This window comes from Pseudomonas sp. SYWMCR5, assembly GCF_057197165.1.
Genome location: NZ_JBXUNH010000003.1, coordinates 374,076 through 390,985 on the forward strand (window position 1 = coordinate 374,076; position 16,910 = coordinate 390,985).

General features: G+C 63.4%; 14 protein-coding genes and 1 pseudogene. 11 read left to right on the top strand and 4 right to left on the bottom strand.

Translation table 11 applies throughout. The annotated features are described in order from the left end of the window. Positions 1 to 547 precede the first annotated feature (547 nt). A complete protein-coding gene (gene gbcA, locus AC2CGW_RS12180) occupies positions 548 to 1,840 on the bottom strand; it encodes a glycine-betaine demethylase subunit GbcA (RefSeq protein ID WP_186667467.1) in 1,293 nt (430 codons plus the stop codon). Positions 1,841 to 2,136: 296 nt separating this feature from the next. Here gbcA and gbcB point away from each other — a divergent pair, with 296 nt between their 5' ends. Beyond that, positions 2,137 to 3,237, top strand: a complete 1,101-nt coding sequence (gbcB, locus tag AC2CGW_RS12185) for a glycine-betaine demethylase subunit GbcB (protein WP_186667468.1) — start codon at positions 2,137 to 2,139, stop codon at positions 3,235 to 3,237. A 56-nt stretch (positions 3,238 to 3,293) separates the two neighbouring features. Here gbcB and AC2CGW_RS12190 read toward each other — a convergent pair whose 3' ends face one another. After that, positions 3,294 to 4,166: a methyl-accepting chemotaxis protein gene (locus AC2CGW_RS12190; protein ID WP_484574115.1), complete on the bottom strand. Its 873-nt coding sequence runs from the start codon at positions 4,164 to 4,166 to the stop codon at positions 3,294 to 3,296. Then, positions 4,149 to 4,913: pseudogene (locus tag AC2CGW_RS12195) on the bottom strand (MCP four helix bundle domain-containing protein); the annotation flags it as partial. The gene AC2CGW_RS12190 and the pseudogene AC2CGW_RS12195, both read right to left, overlap by 18 nt. A gap of 269 nt (positions 4,914 to 5,182) precedes the next feature. On the opposite strand from AC2CGW_RS12195, the gene AC2CGW_RS12200 reads away from it, so the two are divergent. Both AC2CGW_RS12200 and AC2CGW_RS12205 read left to right on the top strand, forming a co-directional pair. Then, positions 5,183 to 5,413 (top strand): hypothetical protein, encoded by a 231-nt coding sequence (locus AC2CGW_RS12200; protein WP_054892145.1) that lies wholly within the window; start codon positions 5,183 to 5,185, stop codon positions 5,411 to 5,413. Further along, positions 5,410 to 5,712 carry a cell division protein ZapA gene (locus tag AC2CGW_RS12205; protein ID WP_186667471.1) on the top strand — a complete coding sequence of 101 codons (303 nt, stop codon included), beginning with the start codon at positions 5,410 to 5,412 and terminating at the stop codon, positions 5,710 to 5,712. Before AC2CGW_RS12200 ends, AC2CGW_RS12205 begins: the two co-directional genes overlap by 4 nt. Before the next feature lie 114 nt (positions 5,713 to 5,826). Here the strand turns inward: AC2CGW_RS12205 and AC2CGW_RS12210 are convergent, their stop codons facing one another. Then, on the bottom strand, positions 5,827 to 6,867 hold the full coding sequence (locus AC2CGW_RS12210) for a threonine aldolase family protein (RefSeq protein WP_186667472.1): 1,041 nt from the start codon (positions 6,865 to 6,867) through the stop codon (positions 5,827 to 5,829). A gap of 310 nt (positions 6,868 to 7,177) precedes the next feature. Here AC2CGW_RS12210 and AC2CGW_RS12215 point away from each other — a divergent pair, with 310 nt between their 5' ends. The 8 genes from AC2CGW_RS12215 to AC2CGW_RS12250 all read left to right on the top strand — a co-directional run bounded on the left by AC2CGW_RS12215 (position 7,178) and on the right by AC2CGW_RS12250 (position 16,897). Continuing rightward, positions 7,178 to 8,431 carry a serine hydroxymethyltransferase gene (locus AC2CGW_RS12215; protein WP_063542290.1) on the top strand — a complete coding sequence of 418 codons (1,254 nt, stop codon included), beginning with the start codon at positions 7,178 to 7,180 and terminating at the stop codon, positions 8,429 to 8,431. 15 nt (positions 8,432 to 8,446) lie between these two features. Next, positions 8,447 to 9,697, top strand: a complete 1,251-nt coding sequence (locus tag AC2CGW_RS12220) for a sarcosine oxidase subunit beta family protein (protein ID WP_484574087.1) — start codon at positions 8,447 to 8,449, stop codon at positions 9,695 to 9,697. 16 nt (positions 9,698 to 9,713) lie between these two features. After that, positions 9,714 to 10,049, top strand: a complete 336-nt coding sequence (locus AC2CGW_RS12225; RefSeq protein ID WP_186667473.1) for a sarcosine oxidase subunit delta — start codon at positions 9,714 to 9,716, stop codon at positions 10,047 to 10,049. Then, positions 10,046 to 13,063: a sarcosine oxidase subunit alpha gene (locus tag AC2CGW_RS12230; protein WP_484574088.1), complete on the top strand. Its 3,018-nt coding sequence runs from the start codon at positions 10,046 to 10,048 to the stop codon at positions 13,061 to 13,063. The genes AC2CGW_RS12225 and AC2CGW_RS12230 overlap by 4 nt, the downstream gene beginning before the upstream one ends. A 142-nt stretch (positions 13,064 to 13,205) precedes the next feature. Then, positions 13,206 to 13,838: a sarcosine oxidase subunit gamma gene (locus tag AC2CGW_RS12235; RefSeq protein WP_484574089.1), complete on the top strand. Its 633-nt coding sequence runs from the start codon at positions 13,206 to 13,208 to the stop codon at positions 13,836 to 13,838. A gap of 12 nt (positions 13,839 to 13,850) precedes the next feature. Next, on the top strand, positions 13,851 to 14,708 hold the full coding sequence (gene purU, locus AC2CGW_RS12240) for a formyltetrahydrofolate deformylase (protein ID WP_186667476.1): 858 nt from the start codon (positions 13,851 to 13,853) through the stop codon (positions 14,706 to 14,708). A 266-nt stretch (positions 14,709 to 14,974) separates the two neighbouring features. Beyond that, a complete protein-coding gene (gene fdhA / locus AC2CGW_RS12245; RefSeq protein WP_054892154.1) occupies positions 14,975 to 16,174 on the top strand; it encodes a formaldehyde dehydrogenase, glutathione-independent in 1,200 nt (399 codons plus the stop codon). 159 nt (positions 16,175 to 16,333) lie between these two features. Next, complete coding sequence (locus AC2CGW_RS12250; protein ID WP_186720164.1) at positions 16,334 to 16,897, top strand: DUF2780 domain-containing protein; 564 nt, start codon at positions 16,334 to 16,336, stop codon at positions 16,895 to 16,897. Positions 16,898 to 16,910 lie beyond the last annotated feature (13 nt).

The following is a 16,910-nucleotide window of genomic DNA, read 5'->3' on the forward strand; positions in this document are numbered from 1 at the left end:
TGAATAAAGTGTTCGCGCTTCGCTACAGCCCTTTGAAATCAATGCGTGTAGAGCATTGATCAAAAAACATACAGCCCGCTCCGTGAATCACCCATGGCAATCCCGGGTCATTCCCATGAGGTTTCCCACAATCACTGTTGGCGGCTCTGTGGATAATATGTTGGGCAACCGCTGGATGCCTTGATTTCATTGGCCTGCAAGCTATTGGTCAATAATTGACCAAAGTCGCCTTAATCACTCTCAAGGTCATGATTGACAAGGGGTCAAGGCCATTATCCACAGCACTTTTCCACGCGGTCTGCATGTGCCCACAAAATCTGTTGGCGTATCTGTGGACAAGGTGTTCGATATTACTTGCAGGCCTCTGGATCAAAGGCTTTCAGAGAATTGATCAAATAATGATCAGTCTGTCGTCTGCCGAGGCTCGACGCCTGTCCACAGAACATCTGAACAACTCTGTGGATAACATGTTCAGTTCCTTTGGATTGCAATGTAAAACGCCACGGCCGATCGCTCGGCCGTGGCGTTTATCAACACCCGTGAAGGCTTACTGCGCCTTGACTTCCTTCAGGTATGGCGCAGGTTCCGCACCCAAGTTGGCCAGGACGCGGTCGCTGTACCAGTCGATGAAGTTGACCACACCGAACTCGTAGGTCTTCGAGTACGGGCCCGGCTGGTAGGCGGTGGAGTTGATCCCGCGCTGGTTCTCTTCGGCCAGGCGGCGGTCCTGGTCGTTGGTGGCATCCCACACCTTGCGCATCTGCTCGGGGTCGTAATCGACGCCTTCGACGGCATCCTTGTGCACCAGCCACTTGGTGGTGACCATGGTTTCCTGGGCGCTGATCGGCCACACCGTGAAGACGATCATGTGATCGCCCATGCAGTGGTTCCAGGAGTGCGGCAGGTGCAGGATGCGCATCGAACCGAGGTCGGGGTTCTTGATGCGGCCCATGAGCTTCTTGCACGCCTGCTTGCCGTCCATGGTCATCGACACGGTGCCCTTGAGCAGCGGCATGCGCACGATGCGGTTACGCAGGCCATGGCTCTTGTGCAGGTAAGGGATCTTCTCGGCTTCCCAGGCGGCAGCGGAAGCGGCGACGTGGTCCTTGAACGCCTGGTCGGCGCGCGGGTCGTTGGTGTCGTCCCACTCCAGCAGGGTCTTGAGCAATTCAGGGTGCGAACCGTTGCAGTGGTAGCACTCGCGGTTGTTTTCCAGCACCAGTTTCCAGTTGGCCTTTTCCATCAAGGTGGTCTGCACGGCCACCTTGGCGTTCTCCATGTCGTACGGTTCCATGTAGTGGTCGAGCGTGGCCAGGAACTCGTCGATGGCCGGCGGATTTTCCGCCAGGCTGATGAAGATGTAGCCGCCGGCAGTCTTCACGTTGATCGGCTTGAGGCCGTACTGGTTCATGTCGAAGTCGGCGCCCATCTCGGTGCCGGCGAACAGCAGGCGGCCGTCGAGCTCGTAGGTCCACTGGTGGTAGGGACAGACCAGCTTGGCCACCTTGCCCTTTTCGCTGACGCACAGCCGCGAACCGCGGTGGCGGCAGACGTTGTGGAAAGCGTGCACCTTGCCTTCGGCGCCGCGGATGACGATCACCGGGTTCTTGCCGATCTGCAGGGTGAGGTAGTTGCCTTTCGATGGAATTTCGCAGGTCATCCCCGCGATCAGCCACTCCTTGTGGAAGATCTCCTGCATGTCGATCTGGAACAGGCGCTCGTCGCAGTAGAACGGCTGCGGCAGCGAGTAGGTCCGCTCGCGGGTCTGCAGCATCTCGGCGGTGGCCTTGCGTGCAGGTTCCAGTGGATCGCCCAGGCTCAGGGTTGCGGTGACGTCCATCGTTATATCCTCAAGGCCGTTGTCGGCCGGCGAAAGGTGGCTAATCGTTGTTGTGGTTGGCGCAAGGCTGTCAGCGAAAAAACGGCGGTTCTATTTGCCGAGGAGTGTGCGTTCGCGCCGTTCGCGAACCATATCCATGGGCGACATGGCCGAATCGAATTCCGACGCGCCAACCCTTGTACCTTGGGGCTGGTCGCGATAAGCACGCCGATGTCGCGGATGGGAATGTGCGACGTCACGGCGTTGCGCATTATCGCAGCCATAAGAAGGCCGATAGTCGGCTGCTGGAGAAGAACATGTCCGAAACCTTCCTCAATCCGGTCACCACCCAGACCTGGGCCAACGGCCGCCACATCGTGCGCTGCGTCAAGGTCATCCAGGAGACCTGGGACGTGCGCACTTTCTGCTTCATGGCCGACCAGCCGATCATGTTCTTCTTCAAGCCGGGCCAGTTCGTGACGCTGGAGCTGGAGATCGAAGGCAAGCCAGTGATGCGTTCCTACACCATCTCCAGCTCGCCATCAGTCCCCTACAGCTTCTCGATCACCGTCAAGCGCGTGCCCGGCGGGCTGGTATCGAACTTCCTCCACGACACCCTGCACGAAGGCGCAGAGCTTCCCGTGCACGGCCCGGTGGGGTTGTTCAACGCCATCGACTTCCCGGCCAACAAGGCGCTGTACCTTTCCGGCGGTGTCGGCATCACCCCGGTGATGTCCATGGCGCGCTGGTTCTACGACACCAACGCCAACGTCGACATGGTGTTCGTGCACAGCGCCCGCTCACCCAAGGACATCATCTACCACCGCGAGCTGGAACACATGGCCTCGCGCATCCCCAACTTCAGCCTGCACATCATTTGCGAGAAGCACGGCCTGGGCGAGCCCTGGGCGGGCTATCGCGGCTACCTGAACCAGCGGCTGATGGAGTTGATCGCGCCTGACTACCTCGAGCGGGTGATCTTCTGCTGTGGGCCGACGCCCTACATGAACGCGGTCAAGCGCATGCTCGAAGCGGTCGGCTTCGACATGAAGAACTACCACGAGGAATCGTTCGGCGCGACGCCGGCCGAGGCCAAGGCCGATGCGGTCGAGCATGCCGAAGCGGCGGCCGAGGCGCCGGCAGTGGATGTGGCGGACCTCAACCTGGTCGAGTTCGTCGGCAGCGAGAAGAGCATTCGCATCGCCCCGGGCGAGACGGTGCACGCGGCGGCGGCGAAAGTCGGGCTGATGATTCCCAAGGCCTGCGGCATGGGCATCTGCGGCACCTGCAAGGTGCTCAAGCTCGGCGGTGAAGTGGAGATGGACCACAACGGCGGGATCACCGAGGACGACGAAGCCGAAGGCTACATCCTGTCGTGCTGCAGCGTGCCCAAGGGGGATGTGCGGATCGACTACTGATCCGTTGCACCGTAACTGCAGGAGTGGCGAATTGCCGCTCCTGCAGGATTGCGTGGTCAGGTGCGGAACCGCCCCACCAGCCCATTCAGATCCACTGCCAGGCGCGACAGCTCGGCGCTGGCCATGCTGGTCTGGTGTGCGCCGGTCGCGCTCTGCACCGACAGGTCATTGATGTTCACCAGGTTGCGGTCCACCTCGCGGGCCACCTGGGCTTGCTCCTCGGCAGCGCTGGCGATCACCAGGTTGCGCTCGTTGATCTGCGCCACGGCGCTGGTGATGGTGTCCAATGCAAGGCCAGCGCCGCGAGCGATGTTCAAGGTCGATTCGGCTCGATCGGTGCTGGTGCGCATCGATTCCACCGCATGCTCGGTGCCGCCCTGGATGCTGCCGATCATCCGCTCGATCTCGCTGGTCGATTGCTGGGTGCGATGGGCCAATGCCCTCACCTCGTCAGCCACCACCGCGAAGCCACGTCCAGCCTCGCCGGCACGTGCCGCTTCGATGGCGGCGTTGAGTGCCAGCAGGTTGGTCTGGTCGGCCAGGCCGCGGATCACGTCCAGCACCTTGCCGATATCGCGTGATTGCCCGGCCAGATCCTCGATCAGCCTGGCGGTGGTCTGCACGTCGCTGCTCATGCGTTCGATGGCGCCGACCGTCTCGATCACCAGGTCGCGGCCATCGCCGGCCGAGCGGCTGGCTTCACCCGAGGCCTCCGAGGTGCTGACGGCATTGCGGGCAACCTCTTCGACGGCGCTGGTCATCTCGGTAACCGCAGTGGCGGCCTGCTGGATCTCGTTGTTCTGCTGGGCCAGGCCGCGCGCGCTTTCGTCGGTGACGCTGTTGAGTTCCTCGGCGGCCGAGGCGAGCTGGGTGGCAGAGCCTGAGATCAGCTGCAGGGTGTCGCGCAGCTTGTCCTGCATCTTGGCCATGGCCTGCAGCAGACGGGCGGCTTCGTCGGTGCCGTCGGTGCTGACGCGCTGGGTGAGGTCGCCTTCGGCGATCTGTTCGGCGGCGCGCAGGGCGTCGTCGATCGGACGCACGATGCTGCGTGTCAGCAGCAGCGCGAACAGCAACGTGAGCACCGTGGCAGCCACCAGCAGGCCAATCACCAGCATGAAGGCGCTGTCGTACTGGCGTGCGGCTTCCTCGTTGGCCTTGCGCGTCTGCGCGGTGTTGATCTGCAGCAGGCGGTCCATGGCCTTGTTGATCTGGTCGGAGTTGGCCAGCAGGTCGCGGTTGAGCATCTCGCGCAGAGGATCGAGCTGGCCGGCCTGGCTCAGGCTGCGCATACGGGCTTCAAGCTGGCGGTACTGCGTCAGCAACTGGCCGAGCTGGTCGAATGCGGCCTGTTCCTCAGGCTCGGCGATCAGCGGCACGTAGGCGCTACGAGCCTTGTCGATCTGGGCGTTGCGTTCGTCCATCAGGCGCATGGTATCGGCCTGCGAATCCCGGTTGACCAGCAGTCGATAGGACAGGGTGCGCAGGCGCAGATTGAGCGCGGTCATTTCGTCCAGCAGCTTGATACTCGGGACATTGACCTGCTCGATGATGATGCCCGCCTGCCGGATATTGCCCATCTGGATGAGTGAAAAAATACCTAGGCTAAGCATCAGCACACCGATCAGGGAAAAGCCGAGCAGGGCGCGTGGGGCGATATTCAGATTGCGTAGGGACATGACGTCGAGATCCGGAGGGAAGGCTCGCGTCCATGCGAAGGAATTTGACCTACCTGCCTATCGGTCGGAACGCACAAGTCTTTAGGCAATGGGGGGCTAAACGAGGATTTACACTCGTTCTTCCTGACAGGCGGTTGATCCAGGCCGGAACAAGGTGCCCGCAAGCCTGTCAATCTGCCGGAACACACCCTCCCTTACCTGATTTTTAATGGCGGGGGCGCGAGCTTTTCTTTATCGTGTGCGCCCTTTGCAACAACCGAGATAGACGTATGTTGGAAGCATCCCTGAATCAACTGGAGCAACTGGTCGGCGACCTGATGCACAAGAACGCACAACTGACCGAGCAGAACCAGAAGCTCGATCAGGAACTGGCCCAGGCCAAGGAAGAGAACGAGACTCTGCAGCTGTCGCTGATGGAGCAGGAAGAGAAGCACGGCGCTACCGCCGCACGTATCCAGGCGCTGGTCGAGCGTGCCAGTGCAGGTGTCGTAGGCGCATGAGACTGCAAGCGCAGCCGATCAATGTGGTGAACATTCTCGGCACCGACTACTCGCTGAAGGCGCCCGAGGGCCAGGAAGAGACGCTCTCGCAGGCCGTGCGCATGCTCAACGTCGCTCTGGCCGAGACCAAGCGCAACTACCCCACATTGATCGGCGACAAGTTGCTGGTGCTGGCAGCTTTGAACCTGTGCTCCAGGCAGATCGAGTTGCAGCGCGAGCACGCGCAGACGCTCGAACGCACTCAGGCGAAGGTGGATGCTGCGGTGGACGCTATCGCCCGGACCATCGGCGAGGCCTGAATCCAGGCTTGAGGCAGGGCAACGTCTTGCTGATGACCTTGAGTGGAGGAGCGGGCTTGTCGGGCCCCCACAAGCCCGGTCCCAAACAGCCCGCTCTCGCCGAGTGCCTTTCGATCAGCCGCCGATGATTACGCGGATATCGGCCGCCAGCTCACGCACCCGCGCTTCTTCGGTATCCCACGAGCACATGAAGCGCGCGCCACCGCTACCGATGAAGGTGTAGAAGCGCCAGCCCTTGCCGCGCAGGGCTTCGATGGCGAATTCCGGTAGTTGCAGGAACACCCCGTTGGCTTCCACCGGGAACATCAGCTCGACACCCGGCAGGTCACTGACCAGCGAAGCCAGCAACTGCGCGCAGTGGTTGGCATGCTGTGCGTGACGCAACCAGGCGCTGTCTTCCAGCAGCCCGACCCAGGGCGCCGACAGGAAGCGCATCTTCGAGGCCAGCTGCCCGGCCTGCTTGCAGCGGTAGTCGAAGTCTTCGGCCAGGTCGCGGTTGAAGAACAGGATCGCCTCGCCCACCGCCATGCCGTTCTTGGTGCCACCGAAGCACAACACATCGATGCCCGCTTTCCAGGTCAGCTCTGCCGGCGAACAGCCGAGGAACGCGCAGGCGTTGGAGAAGCGTGCGCCATCCATGTGCAGGTTCAGGCCCAGCTCCTTGCAGGTGGCGCTGATTGCCTTGAGCTCGTCGGGGCGATACACGCTGCCGACTTCGGTGGCCTGGGTGATGGTGACCACGCGCGGCTTGGGATAGTGGATGTCCTGGCGTTTGAGCGCGACCTCGCGGATCGAGTCCGGGGTCAGCTTGCCGTTGACGCTGCGTGCGGTCAGCAGCTTGGAGCCGTTGGAAAAGAACTCCGGCGCGCCGCATTCGTCGGTCTCGACGTGGGCGGTCTCGGAGCAGATCACGCTGTGGTAGCTCTGGCACAGCGAGGCCAGCGCCAGGGAGTTGGCGGCAGTACCGTTGAAGGCGAAGAACACCTCGCAGTCGGTTTCGAACAGCTTGCGGAAATATTCCGAGGCGCGTTCGGTCCACTGATCGTCGCCATAGGCGCGTTCGTGGCCCTGGTTGGCCTTTTCCATCGCCGCCCAGGCTTCAGGGCAGATGCCGGAATAGTTGTCGCTGGCGAATTGTTGGTTGTTATCGGTCATGACGCCTGTCCTTTTTACGACGCAAGGCAGCACTCTAAACCATCGATTCAGCAGTTGCCTATACAAGCCGAGTGTGGGGTGTCAGTGCCGGCCTCTTCGCGGGCAAGCCCGCTCCTACAAGGTTCACCACGGCCCCCGTAGGAGCGGGCTTGCCCGCGAAGAGGCCGGTACTGACACACCACCAATGTCGTAAACGCGCCATTGCAAGGCGCGCGCAGGCATCTGTGCCCCCCGGCCCAGTCATACCATCGCCGCAAAGGGTGAGAAGACCCTCATCAGACAAGAAGCGATCGCTGCCGGGAGAAACACGATGTTCAGCAAGCAAGACCAGATCCAGGGTTACGACGATGCACTGCTGGCGGCGATGAATGCCGAGGAACAGCGCCAGGAAGATCACATCGAGCTGATCGCCTCGGAGAACTACACCAGCAAGCGCGTCATGCAGGCCCAGGGCAGCGGCCTGACCAACAAGTACGCCGAAGGCTATCCGGGCAAGCGCTACTATGGTGGCTGCGAGCACGTCGACAAGGTCGAGGCACTGGCCATCGAGCGCGCCAAGCAGCTGTTCGGCGCCGATTACGCCAACGTCCAGCCGCACTCCGGTTCTTCGGCCAACAGCGCGGTCTACCTCGCTCTGCTGCAGGCCGGTGACACCATCCTGGGCATGAGCCTGGCCCACGGTGGCCACCTCACCCACGGTGCCAAGGTGTCGTCCTCGGGCAAGCTGTACAACGCCGTTCAGTACGGAATCGACACCAATACCGGCCTGATCGACTACGACGAAGTCGAGCGCCTCGCCGTCGAGCACAAGCCGAAGATGATCGTCGCAGGTTTCTCGGCCTACTCGAAAACCCTCGATTTCCCACGCTTCCGCCAGATCGCCGATAAAGTCGGTGCGCTGCTGTTCGTCGACATGGCCCACGTTGCCGGTCTGGTCGCTGCGGGCCTGTATCCGAACCCGATTCCTTTCGCCGACGTGGTCACCACCACCACCCACAAGACCCTGCGCGGTCCGCGTGGCGGCCTGATCCTGGCCAAGTCCAACGAAGAGATCGAGAAGAAGCTCAACGCTGCCGTATTCCCTGGCGCCCAGGGCGGCCCGCTGATGCATGTGATCGCAGCCAAGGCGGTGTGCTTCAAGGAGGCGCTGGAGCCCGAATTCAAGACCTACCAGAAGCAGGTCATCGAGAACGCCCAGGCCATGGCCCAGGTGTTCATCGAGCGTGGTTACGACGTGGTTTCCGGCGGCACCGACAACCACCTGTTCCTGGTCAGCCTGATCCGCCAGGGCCTGACCGGCAAGGATGCTGACGCCGCCCTCGGCCGCGCGCACATCACCGTCAACAAGAACGCTGTGCCCAATGACCCGCAGTCGCCGTTCGTCACCTCGGGCCTGCGCATCGGCACCCCGGCCGTCACCACCCGCGGCTTCAAGGTTGCCCAGTGCGTGGCGCTGGCGGGCTGGATCTGCGATGTGCTGGACAACCTGGGCGACGCCGACGTCGAAGCCGATGTCGCCAAGAACGTCGCCGCCCTGTGCGCCGACTTCCCGGTCTACCGCTGAGTGGAGTAGAACACCATGCAACGCTATTCGGGCTTCGGCCTTCTCAAGCACTCCCTCAGCCACCACGAGAACTGGCAGCGCATGTGGCGCACGCCGACCCCCAAGAAGGTCTACGACGTGGTCATCGTTGGCGGCGGCGGCCATGGCCTGGCCACGGCTTACTACCTGGCCAAGGAACACGGCATCACCAACGTCGCGGTGGTCGAGAAGGGTTACCTGGGCGGTGGCAACACCGCGCGCAACACCACCATCGTGCGTTCCAACTACCTGTGGGATGAGTCCGCGCACCTCTACGAACACGCCATGAAGCTGTGGGAAGGCCTGTCGCAGGACATCAACTACAACGTGATGTTCTCCCAGCGCGGCGTCTACAACCTGTGCCACACCCTGCAGGACATCCGCGATTCCGAGCGCCGGGTCAACGCCAACCGCCTCAATGGTGTCGATGGCGAGCTGATCCTCACCGACCAGGTCGCGGCCGAGATCCCGCACCTGGACTGCTCGAAGAACACCCGTTACCCGATCCTGGGCGCCACCGTGCAGCGTCGCGGCGGCGTCGCCCGCCACGATGCGGTCGCCTGGGGCTTCGCCCGGGCCGCCGACGCCCTGGGTGTGGACCTGATCCAGCAGACCGAAGTCATTGGTTTCCGCAAGGAGAACGGTGCGGTGATCGGTGTGGAAACCAACAAGGGCTTCATCGGTGCCAAGCGCGTCGGCGTGGTCACTGCCGGTAACTCCGGGCACATGGCCAAGCTTGCCGGCTTCCGCCTGCCGCTGGAGTCGCACCCCCTGCAGGCACTGGTGTCGGAGCCGATCAAGCCGATCATCGACTCGGTGATCATGTCCAACGCCGTGCATGGCTACATCAGCCAGTCCGACAAGGGCGACCTGGTGATCGGCGCCGGCATCGACGGTTGGGTCGGTTATGGCCAGCGTGGCTCGTACCCGATCATCGAGCACACCCTGCAGGCGATCGTCGAGATGTTCCCGATCCTGTCGCGCGTGCGCATGAACCGCCAGTGGGGCGGCATCGTCGACACCACCCCGGATGCGTGCCCGATCATCTCCAAGACCCCGGTCAAGAACATGTTCTTCAACTGCGGTTGGGGCACGGGCGGCTTCAAGGCCACTCCGGGCTCGGGCAACGTCTTCGCGGCGAGCCTGGCCAAGGGCGAGATGCATCCACTGGCCGCGCCTTTCTCCATCGACCGTTTCTACAACGGCGCGCTGATCGACGAACACGGCGCTGCTGCCGTCGCCCACTGACCCGGAGACAACCGTCATGTTGCAAATCTTCTGTCCCCACTGCGGCGAGCTGCGCTCCGAAGAAGAATTCCACGCTTCAGGCCAGGCGCACATCGCCCGCCCGCTGGACCCGAACACCTGCTCCGACGAAGAGTGGGGCACCTACATGTTCTTCCGCGACAACCCGCGCGGTATCCACCACGAGCTGTGGGACCACGTCGCCGGTTGCCGCCAGTACTTCAACGTGACCCGTGACACGGTGACCTACGAGATTCTCGAAACCTACAAGATCGGTGAGAAGCCTCAGGTGACCGCTGCATCCAGACAAAGCGCCGCACCGGCGACCGCCAAGGGCCAGGGAGAAAAAGTATGAGCCAGGTCTATCGCCTCGCCAGCGGCGGTCGCATCGACCGCAGCAAGGTTCTGAACTTTACCTTCAACGGCAAGACCTACCAGGGTTATGCCGGCGATACCCTGGCCGCCGCGCTGCTGGCCAACGGTGTCGAGATCGTCGGGCGCAGCTTCAAGTATTCGCGCCCGCGCGGGATCATCGCCGCCGGTACCGAAGAGCCGAACGCTATCCTGCAGATCGGCTCCAGCGAAGCCACCCAGATCCCCAACGTGCGTGCCACCCAGCAGGCGCTGTATTCGGGCCTGGTGGCCAGCAGCACCAACGGCTGGCCGAACGTCAACAACGACGTGATGGGCATCATCGGCAAGGTCGGCGGCAACATGATGCCGCCGGGGTTCTACTACAAGACCTTCATGTATCCCAAGTCGTTCTGGATGACCTACGAGAAGTACATCCGCAAGGCGGCGGGCCTGGGCCGTGCACCGCTGCAGAACGACCCGGACAGCTACGACTACATGAACCAGCACTGCGACGTGCTGATCGTCGGTGCCGGCCCGGCAGGCCTGGCTGCTGCACTGGCGGCCGGCCGTAGCGGGGCGCGGGTGATCCTGGCCGATGAACAGGAAGAGTTCGGCGGCAGCCTCCTCGACAGCCGCGAGACCCTCGACGGCAAGCCGGCCGCCGACTGGGTGGCTGCGACCCTTGCCGAGCTGCAGGGGCTGGCCGAAGTCACCCTGCTGCCGCGCAGCACGGTCAACGGTTACCACGACCATAACTTCCTGACCATCCACGAGCGCCTCACCGACCACCTCGGTGACCGCGCGCCGATCGGCCAGGTACGCCAGCGCGTGCACCGTGTGCGGGCCAAGCGTGTGGTGCTGGCTACCGGCGCCCACGAACGTCCGCTGGTGTACGGCAACAACGACCTGCCGGGCAACATGCTGGCCGGAGCGGTTTCCACCTATGTGCGCCGTTATGGCGTGGCGCCGGGCCGCAAGCTGGTGCTGTCGACCAACAACGACCATGCCTACCGCACCGCCCTTGACTGGCACGATGCCGGCCTGCAGGTGGTCGCCATCGCCGATGCGCGCCACAACCCGCGCGGTTCGCTGGTCGAGGAGGCGCGTGCCAAGGGGATCCGCATCCTCACCTCCAGCGCGGTGATCGAAGCCCGTGGCGGCAAGCACGTCACCGGTGCCCGTGTGGCGGCCATCGATGTGCCTGCACACAAGGTCACCAGCCCTGGCGAATGGCTCGAATGCGACCTGGTTGCCACTTCCGGGGGCTACAGCCCGGTGGTGCACCTGGCCTCGCACCTGGGCGGGCGCCCTGTCTGGCGTGACGATATCCTCGGCTTCGTGCCGGGCGACGCGCCGCAGAAGCGTGTGTGCGTCGGTGGCGTGAACGGCGTCTATGCGCTGGGCGACACCCTCGCCGATGGTTTCGAAGGCGGTGTTCGCGCCGCCACCGAGGCCGGCTTCAAGGCCAGCGTCGGCAGCCTGCCCAAGACCTTGCAGCGCAAGGAAGAGGCCACCGTGGCGCTGTTCCAGGTGCCGCACGACAAAGGCACTGCGCGCGCCCCGAAACAGTTCGTCGACCAGCAGAACGACGTCACTGCTGCCGCCATCGAGCTGGCCACCCGCGAAGGCTTCGAGTCGGTCGAGCACGTCAAGCGTTACACCGCGCTGGGCTTCGGCACCGACCAGGGCAAGCTGGGCAACATCAACGGCCTGGCCATCGCCGCCCGCTCGCTGGGTATCACCATTCCGGAAATGGGCACCACCATGTTCCGCCCCAACTACACGCCGGTCACGTTCGGCGCGGTGGCGGGCCGTCATTGTGGCCACCTGTTCGAGCCGGTGCGCTTCACCGCGCTGCACGCCTGGCACGTGAAGAACAACGCCGAGTTCGAGGATGTCGGCCAGTGGAAGCGTCCGTGGTACTTCCCCAAGCCTGGCGAAGACATTCACGCCGCCGTGGCTCGTGAGTGCAAGGCGGTGCGTGACAGCGTGGGCCTGCTCGATGCTTCCACGCTCGGCAAGATCGACATCCAGGGCCCGGATGCGCGCGAGTTCCTCAACCGCGTGTACACCAACGCCTGGACCAAGCTCGATGTGGGCAAGGCCCGCTACGGCCTGATGTGCAAGGAAGACGGCATGGTCTTCGACGACGGTGTGACCGCCTGCGTCGGCGACAACCACTTCATCATGACCACCACCACTGGCGGCGCCGCCCGTGTGCTGCAGTGGCTGGAGCTGTACCACCAGACCGAATGGCCGGAGCTGAAGGTGTACTTCACCTCGGTCACCGACCACTGGGCGACCATGACCCTGTCCGGCCCCAACAGCCGCAAGCTGCTGGAGCAGATCAGCGATATCGACCTGGACAAGGACGCCTTCCCGTTCATGAGCTGGAAGGAAGGCAACGTCGGTGGGGTGCCGGCGCGGGTGTTCCGTATCTCGTTCACCGGCGAGCTGTCTTACGAGGTCAACGTCCAGGCCAACTACGCCATGGGCGTGCTGGAAAAGATCATCGAGGCGGGCAAGCAGTACAACCTCACGCCGTACGGCACCGAGACCATGCACGTGCTGCGTGCCGAGAAGGGCTTCATCATCGTCGGCCAGGACACCGACGGCTCGATGACGCCGGACGACCTGAACATGAGTTGGTGCGTGGGCCGCAACAAGCCGTTCTCGTGGATCGGCCTGCGCGGCATGAACCGCGAGGACACCACCCGCGAGAACCGCAAGCAACTGGTCGGCCTCAAGCCTGTGGACCCGAACGTGTGGCTGCCTGAAGGTGCCCAGCTGGTGTTCGATCCCAAGCAGCCGATTCCGATGGACATGGTCGGTCACGTCACCTCCAGCTACAAGGCCAACTCCCTGGGCTATTCGTTCGCCATGGGCGTGGTCAAGGGTGGCCTCAAGCGCCTCGGCGAGCGGGTCTATTCGCCACAGGCCGACGGCAGCGTGATCGAGGCAGAGATCGTGTCTTCGGTGTTCTTCGATCCGAAGGGTGAGCGGCAGAACGTCTAAGGCATTGGAAGACCACGCCGGACCCTGTGGGAGCGGGCTTGCCCCGCGATTGCGATGGTGGCCTCTGCGCCCCAATCGCGGGACAAGCCCGCTCCTACAGGTCGGCGCCGTTCCTGGCACAAGAATTCAAGGCAGGTAAGAAATGAGCGCTATCAACGTCTTCCAGCAAAACCCCGGCAGCGATGCCAAGGCCCAGTCGCCGCTGCACCACGCAGACCTGGCCAGCCTGGTCGGCAAGGGCCGCAACAACGCAGGCGTCACCCTGCGCGAGAAGAAATTCCTCGGTCACCTGACGATCCGTGGTGATGGCCACGATCCGCAGTTCGCCGGCGCCGTGCACAAGGCCCTGGGCCTGGAGCTGCCGGTGGCACTGACGGTGGTCGCCAACAGTGAAATGTCGCTGCAGTGGGTCGGCCCCGACGAATGGCTGCTGATCGTCCCGGGCGGCCAGGAGTTCAGCGTCGAGCAGAAGCTGCGCGATGCCCTCGACGGCCAGCACGTCCAGGTGGTCAATGTCAGTGGCGGGCAGACCCTGCTCGAGCTGCGCGGCCCGAACGTGCGCGACGTGCTGATGAAATCCACCAGCTATGATGTACACCCGAACAACTTCCCGGTGGGCAAGGCCGTCGGCACCGTGTTCGCCAAGTCGCAACTGGTGATCCGCCGCACTGCCGAAGACACCTGGGAGCTGGTGATCCGCCGCAGCTTCTCCGACTACTGGTGGCTGTGGCTGCAGGACGCATCGGCCGAGTACGGCCTGGCCATCGAGGCATAAGGAGCGCAGATCATGAGTCGGGCACCGGACACCTGGATTCTCACCGCCGACTGCCCGAGCATGCTCGGCACGGTCGATGTGGTCACGCGTCATCTCTTCGAGCAGCGCTGCTACGTCACCGAGCATCACTCCTTCGATGACCGACTGTCGGGGCGTTTCTTCATCCGTGTGGAATTCCGCGCACCTGACGGTTTCGATGAAGATGCCTTCCGTGCCGGGCTCGCCGAGCGCAGTGAAGCCTTTGGCATGGCGTTCGAGCTGACGGCACCCAATCACCGCCCCAAGGTGGTGATCATGGTGTCCAAGGCCGACCATTGCCTGAACGACCTGCTGTATCGCCAGCGCATCGGCCAATTGGGCATGGAGGTGGTCGCAGTGATCTCCAACCACCCCGACCTGGAGCCGCTGGCGCACTGGCACAAGATTCCCTACTACCACTTCGCGCTCGACCCGAACGACAAGCCGGGCCAGGAGCGCAAGGTGCTCAAGGTGATCGAGGAAACCGGCGCGGAGCTGGTGATTCTCGCGCGCTACATGCAGGTGCTGTCGCCAGAGCTGTGCCGGCGCCTGGATGGCTGGGCGATCAACATCCATCACTCGCTGCTGCCGGGCTTCAAGGGCGCCAAGCCCTATCACCAGGCGTACAACAAGGGTGTGAAGATGGTCGGCGCGACCGCCCACTACATCAACAACGACCTCGACGAAGGGCCGATCATTGCCCAGGGCGTCGAGGTGGTCGATCACAGCCACTATCCTGAAGATCTGATCGCCAAGGGGCGCGATATCGAGTGCCTGACCCTGGCGCGGGCGGTGGGGTATCACATCGAGCGACGGGTATTCCTCAATGCCAACCGGACTGTCGTTCTCTGACGTCTGCACGGGCCTCTTCGCGGGCAAGCCCGCTCCTACAGGCACAGCGCCGTTCTCAGGCATGCGATCCCCTGTAGGAGCGGGCTTGCCCGCGAATGGCCTCACCACTTTCGACCTGCCGTAAACAGATAATCCCCTGTCGCATCCAGTCACTGCGACATCCCCCATCAAGCCCACAATTCCCCTCATTCCAGTAACACAGGCCGCCCAGGGATGGCGGCGCTTCAACCACCGCTGCATAAATACAAATCAAGCGAGGTAAGAGCATGTCTGGTAATCGTGGAGTGGTGTATCTCGGCGCAGGCAAGGTCGAGGTGCAGAAGATCGACTACCCCAAGATGCAGGATCCGCGCGGCAAGAAGATCGAGCACGGCGTGATCCTCAAGGTGGTCTCCACCAATATCTGCGGTTCCGACCAGCACATGGTCCGGGGCCGCACCACCGCTCAGGTCGGCCTGGTTCTCGGCCATGAGATCACGGGTGAAATCGTCGAGTTGGGCCGCGATGTCGAGCGCCTGAAGATCGGCGACCTGGTGTCGGTGCCGTTCAACGTCGCTTGCGGGCGCTGCCGTTCCTGCAAGGAGATGCACACCGGCGTCTGCCTGACCGTCAACCCGGCCCGTGCCGGCGGTGCCTATGGTTATGTCGACATGGGTGACTGGACCGGCGGCCAGGCTGAATACGTGCTGGTGCCGTACGCCGACTTCAACCTGCTGAAACTGCCTGACCGCGACAAGGCCATGGAGAAGATCCGTGACCTGACCTGCCTGTCGGACATCCTGCCCACCGGCTACCACGGTGCTGTCACCGCAGGCGTCGGCCCGGGCAGCACCGTCTATGTGGCAGGCGCCGGCCCGGTCGGCCTGGCCGCTGCCGCTTCGGCACGCCTGCTGGGCGCCGCCTGCGTGATCGTGGGTGACCTCAATCCGCTGCGCCTGGCCCACGCCAAGTCCCAGGGCTTCGAGGTGGTCGACCTGTCCAAGGACACCCCGCTGCACGAGCAGATCATCGACATCCTCGGCGAGCCGGAAGTGGACTGCGCCGTCGATGCGGTAGGCTTCGAAGCCCGCGGCCACGGCCATGAAGGCGCCAAGCACGAAGCTCCGGCGACCGTGCTCAACTCGCTGATGCAGGTCACCCGTGTGGCCGGCAAGATCGGCATTCCGGGCCTGTACGTGACCGAAGACCCGGGCGCGGTGGACGCGGCGGCGAAGATCGGCGCGCTGAGCATCCGCTTCGGCCTGGGCTGGGCCAAGTCGCACAGCTTCCACACCGGCCAGACCCCGACCATGAAGTACAACCGCCAGCTGATGCAGGCAATCATGTGGGATCGGATCAACATCGCCGAAGTGGTGGGCGTGCAGGTGATCAGCCTGGATCAGGCGCCGGAAGGGTACGGTGAGTTCGATGCGGGCGTGCCGAAGAAATTCGTGATCGATCCGCACAGGACCTTCAGCGCTGCCTGAGGTTTTTGGGGCCGCTTTGCGGCCCAATCGCGGGACGAGCCCGCTCCCACAGGCCTGTGGGGCGGGCTCGCTGCTTGCCGACACCCGGCAGGAACAAACCTCCGGGCCCCCAGTCCAACACCTCGTTTTCCAGGCCATCCCGGCCTACGAGGTCCTCCGATGAAAGCATTCACCCTGGCAACCCTGATGACCCTGGCCGCAAGCCCGGTGTTCGCCTTCAACCTCAACGATGCCGCCAATGCTGTCTCGGCCATGCAGACCCCGAAAGGCCAGGTCCAGGCGCCGGCCGCACAGGCCAATCTGCTCAACACCTTGGGCAGCGAACTGAAGATCACCCCCGAGCAGGCTGTCGGCGGCGCTGGCGCCATGCTGGGCCTTGCGCGCAACAACCTGAGCAATGACGACTACGGCCAGTTGACCAAGGCGGTGCCCGGTCTCGACCTGTTGTCCGGTGCCAACGCCCTGGGCGGGCTCAACGGGCTGGGCGAGTTGCTGGGGCAGAACAACCAGCACCCGTCGGCGCTGAGCAATGCCCTGGGCAATGTCGAGAATCGCAACGACCTGGATAACGCCTTCAAGGCGCTAGGCATGGATACCGGCATGATCGGCCAGTTCGCGCCGTTGATCCTGCAGTACCTGGGGCAGCAGGGCATTGCCGGTTCGTTGCTGCAGAACCTGGGCAGCCTGTGGGGCAGCCCGGCAAGTGCGGTGCCATCGGTCTGACAGCCAGCCGGCC